The sequence below is a fragment of the Bradyrhizobium sp. genome (assembly GCF_049586575.1).
Classification (GTDB): Bacteria; Pseudomonadota; Alphaproteobacteria; order Rhizobiales; family Xanthobacteraceae; genus Bradyrhizobium.
Genome location: NZ_JBAVCF010000094.1, coordinates 1 through 2,924 on the forward strand (window position 1 = coordinate 1; position 2,924 = coordinate 2,924).

Genomic DNA, 2,924 nt, shown 5'->3' on the forward strand with positions numbered 1-2,924 from the left:
CTCCAGTGCCGCATTCAAACCGTTTAGCCTGTCGGGTTGCGGCCGAGAATGTCTGCTTATCGGGGAAGGTCGGAAGTAATCGGCGGAGGGTCAAAACGACGCGATTGAGACCCAAAGCGGTCATGCCTTGCCCTGCGGGACGGTTTGCGGCCGCACCCTGATCGGATAGCTTCGGGGAGGGGCAGGATGAATGGCCAAAGCTAGGAGAAGTGCGAGAAAGCGAGCCGTGGCGGCCGGTCGTGACCGGCGGCGGGCGCACAAGTCCGTCTCACCTAAAGCCCCCGGGACTGGATCGCGCAAGCCGAACCCGAAAAAGTTGACGCCTCAAAAGCAGAAGCCTTCTCCGGAGTCGGAAACTGTGCGGCTGAAAGGGCAGTTGAAAGCCGCGCGGCTGCAACAGGAAGCCACCGCCGAAATTCTGCGCACGGTCGCCAACGCTTCGGGCGAGGTGGCGGGGCCGTTGCAGCAGATCGCCGAGACGACCGCGCGCCTCTTTGAGGCCTCCAGCGTCGCCATCCGCATCGCCGAGAACGGACAGTGGGCACGCGCGATTAATGTCGGCGAAGGCTCCCACCGGATCACTGCCGCTGTTCCGCGCGCCCTTCTTACGATCGACGGCCACAACCTGCCGGGAACGGTGTTCCGCGAGAACCGGCAGATCCACGTGCCCGATCTCAACCACCCCGATCCCGCCTACGCCAACTGGCCCGGCATCAAACCGGCCCTTGAGGCCGGCACTCGCGTAATCTCGGGCACGCCGCTGCGGCGGGGCAGCAAGGCGATTGGCGTGCTGATCATCCATCGCGACCGGCTGGTGCCGTTCGCGCCGGAAGAGCTTGCCTTGCAGCAGAGCTTCGCCGACCAGGCTGCAATTGTGATCGAGAACGCGCGGCTGTTCAACGAGACCAAGGAGGCGCTGGAGCGTCAGACCGCGACCGCCGACATTCTCAAGGTGATCGCCAGCTCTCCATCCGACGTGCAGCCGGTTTTCGATGCCATTGCGGCCAGCGCCAATGCGCTGCTGGGAGGCCTATCGACCGCGGTCCACATCCTGACAGACGATACGCTGCACCTGATGGCATTCACCCCGACCAACCCCGCAGGAGATGCGAACCTACAAGCCGCGTATCCGAGACCGCTATCCGAGCTTCCTTGGGGCGCACAGCTCCGCCAGGGCGAGATCGTCCGGGTCGGCGACACTGAGATCGAATGGGGCGCTTTGCCGCGTTTTCGCGACGTAGCGCGGATGCGTGGCTTTCGCAGCATTCTCCGCGTCCCGATGCTGCGCGACGGAACGACCATAGGAGTGATTAACGTCACGCGAGCAGAGCCTGGCCAATTCGCTGACCATCACGTCCAGTTGCTGCAGACGTTTGCGGACCAGGCGGTGATCGCGATTTCCAACGTCCGGCTGTTCCAGCAGGTGCAGGAGCGTACACGCGACCTAACCGAAGCGCTGACTTACCAAACCGGAAGCGGCAATATCCTCCGAGTCATCGCGTCATCGCCCACGGAAGTCGGGCCGGTGCTAAAGGCCATCGTCGAAAGCGCCTGTGAGCTCTGCGAGGCCTATGATGCGGTTGTGCTATTGAGGGACGGTGACGACCTGCGCTTTTGGGCGCATCACGGGCCAATTGGAATAAATCTGGAGAAATGGCCGATCAGTCGTAATTGGACTGCCGGACGCGCGTTCGTTGACCGGAAGCCGGTACATGTGCGCGATATGTTGTCCGAAGAGGGTGACGATTTCCCCGACAGTCGGGAATTGTCGCAATACACAGGGACCGCTGGTATTCACACAATTCTGGCCGTGCCCCTATTGCGCGAAAACGAGAGCATCGGAACGATCCTGCTGCGCCGTACTGAGGTGCAGGCCTTCAACGATAAGCAAATCGCCCTGCTGCAGACTTTTGCCGATCAGGCCGTCATTGCCATCGGCAATGTCCACCTGTTCGACGAGGTGCAAGCGCGCACGCGCGATCTCTCAGAGGCGTTGCAGTTCCAGACCGCAACATCCGACGTTCTGAAAGTGATCAGCCGTTCACCAGACACGCTTCAGCCCGTGCTTGATGTAATCGTCGAGACCTCGCGGCATCTGTGCGGCACGGCAACATCGTCAATTTTCTTGCTGAGTGATGGACGATTCCACATCGTGGCACTATCGGGTGCGACGCCTGAATATCTTCAGTTTTTGCAAGCCAATCCAATCGCACCGGATCAACGGGGGTCGTCGACCGCAAGGGCCGCGCGTGAGAAGCGCACGGTGCATATCCCCGACATTAGTGCTGATCCCGAATTCGGCCAGGGTCATATGGCAGTGGGTCAACGGCGAGCTTTGCTTTCCGTGCCGTTGATGCATGAAGGCGTCGCGATCGGCGTGATTACCATGACCCAATCCTACTTGACACGCTTTACCGAGCGACAGATCGAGGTTGTCCAGACCTTCGCCGACCAGGCCGTCATTGCCATCTCGAACGTACGCTTGTTCGAACAGGTGCAGGCGCGAACAAAGGAACTCGCGGCCTCGCTCGATGACTTACGCACTGCGCAGGATCGCCTGATACAGACCGAGAAGCTGGCTTCGCTCGGTCAGCTCACGGCGGGCATTGCGCACGAGATTAAAAACCCCCTCAACTTCGTCAATAATTTCTCGGCACTTTCGGCCGAGCTGACCGACGAACTGAACGACCTGCTCGAAACGGTTTCGCTTGCGCAAGGCACCCGCGAGGAAATCGATGAATTGACCGGTATGCTGAAGGACAATCTCGTAAAGGTTGTGCAGCACGGCAAGCGCGCCGACTCTATCGTTAAGAACATGCTGTTGCATTCGCGCGAGGGAGCCGGCGAGCACCGGCCTGCGGATATCAATACGCTACTGGAAGAAAGCCTCAACCTCGCCTATCACGGCGCACGTGCCGAAAAAC

General features: G+C 60.4%; 1 protein-coding gene. It reads left to right on the plus strand.

What is annotated here, in order from left to right; all coding sequences use genetic code 11:
• Positions 1–190: 190 nt before the first annotated feature.
• Positions 191–2,924, plus strand: a 2,734-nt coding sequence (locus WB528_RS03265; protein WP_423886995.1) for a GAF domain-containing sensor histidine kinase, incomplete at its 3' end; no start/stop codon positions are given.